The sequence below is a fragment of the Streptomyces lothianensis genome (assembly GCF_047779955.1).
GTDB lineage: Bacteria > Actinomycetota > Actinomycetes > Streptomycetales > Streptomycetaceae > Streptomyces.
This window is the reverse complement of the sequence record NZ_JBLMKT010000111.1, coordinates 1-1,633: the sequence shown is the minus strand read 5'-3', so window position 1 is coordinate 1,633 and position 1,633 is coordinate 1. Positions and strand designations below refer to the sequence as shown.

The 1,633-nt window shown below is 71.5% G+C and carries 1 protein-coding gene; it reads left to right on the top strand.

Annotated features, from left to right (window positions below; genetic code table 11):
• A partial coding sequence (locus ACLF6P_RS29810) for a type I polyketide synthase (protein ID WP_415954535.1) occupies positions 1-1,633 on the top strand: 1,633 nt, incomplete at both ends.

Sequence of the window (1,633 nt, the reverse complement as noted above, 5' to 3'; positions counted from 1 at the left end):
CCTCGTCACCCAAGGCCACGACGCCATCGACACCGTCCCCACCGACCGACAGTGGGAACTCCTGGTGCCGTCCGCCGCATCGGAGGACGGGTGGTCGAGCGCACCCGCGATCCAAGGCGGATTCCTCCCGGACGCGGGCGACTTCGACCCCGGCTTCTTCGGGATCTCGCCGCGCGAGGCCCTCGCCATGGACCCGCAGCACCGGCTGCTCCTCCAGGCGTCGTGGGAGAGTTTCGAGAACGCGGGCATCGACCCCCGCACCCTCAAGGGAAGCCCGGCCGGTGTCTTCGTCGGCGTCAACACGCAGGACTACGTGGCCCTGCTGGCCAGGGTCCCGGCGGGCGCCGAGGGCTATGTGGCCAGCGGTACGTCCGGGAGCGTCGCGTCAGGACGCATCTCGTACACGTTCGGTCTGGAGGGTCCGGCCGTCACCGTCGACACGGCCTGCTCGTCGTCCCTCGTCGCCCTCCACCTGGCCACGCAGGCGTTGCGTGGCGGCGAGTGCACGATGGCACTGGTCGGTGGCGTCAACGTCATGGCCACCCCCGGTACGTTCGCCGACCTCGGCAAGCAGCAGGCGGTGGCCGCCGACTCCCGCTGCAAGGCCTTCGCGGACGCAGCGGACGGCTCCGTCTGGGGCGAGGGCGTCGGCGTGCTCCTCGTGGAGCGCCTGTCCGAGGCGCGCCGCAACGGCCACGACGTTCTCGCCGTGGTCCGCAGCACCGCCGTCAACCAGGACGGCGCCAGCAACGGCCTGACCGCCCCCAACGGCCCGTCCCAGCAGCGCGTCATCCGGCAGGCCCTGAGCAACGCCGGTCTGACCACCGCCGACGTGGACGTCGTCGAGGCGCACGGTACGGGCACGAAGCTCGGCGACCCGATCGAGGCGCAGGCCCTGCTCGCCACCTACGGCCGGAACCGCCCTGAGGACCGGCCGCTGCTCCTCGGCTCGATCAAGTCGAACATCGGCCACACCCAGGCCGCCGCCGGCGTCGCCGGCATCATGAAGATGGTCCTGGCCATGCGCCACGGCATCGTTCCGCAGACCCTCCACGTGGACGCTCCGACGTCCCACGTCGACTGGACCGCAGGCGCGGTGGAACTCCTCACCGAATCCTGTGACTGGCCGGACACGGCCGACCGCCCGCGCCGCGCCGGGGTCTCCTCCTTCGGCCTCAGCGGTACGAACGCGCATGTGATCCTGGAGCAGGCGCCGGAGGAGGAGCCGGCGGAGGTTTTCGAGCAGGCCCCGGAGGCCCCGGCGGCGGTGTCGTGGCTGCTGTCGGGCAAAACAGAATCAGCACTGCGCGCCCAGGCAGCCAGACTCCTGACCCACATACGCCAGGACACAGGCGCCTCGGTCACCGACATCGGCTACTCCCTCGCCCTGACCCGCTCCCACTTCGAACACCGCGCCGCCATCACCGCAACCGACCGGGACGGGTTCGAAACCGCCCTCACCGCCCTCACCGAAGGCCGCCCCGACACCACCACCCACACCACCGAAGCCCACCCCAACCCCCGCACCGTCTTCGTCTTCCCCGGGCAGGGCGCGCAGTGGACCGGCATGGCGGCCGAACTCCTCGACACCTCCCCGGTGTTCGCGGCCCGCATGGCCGAGTGCGCGGCAGCA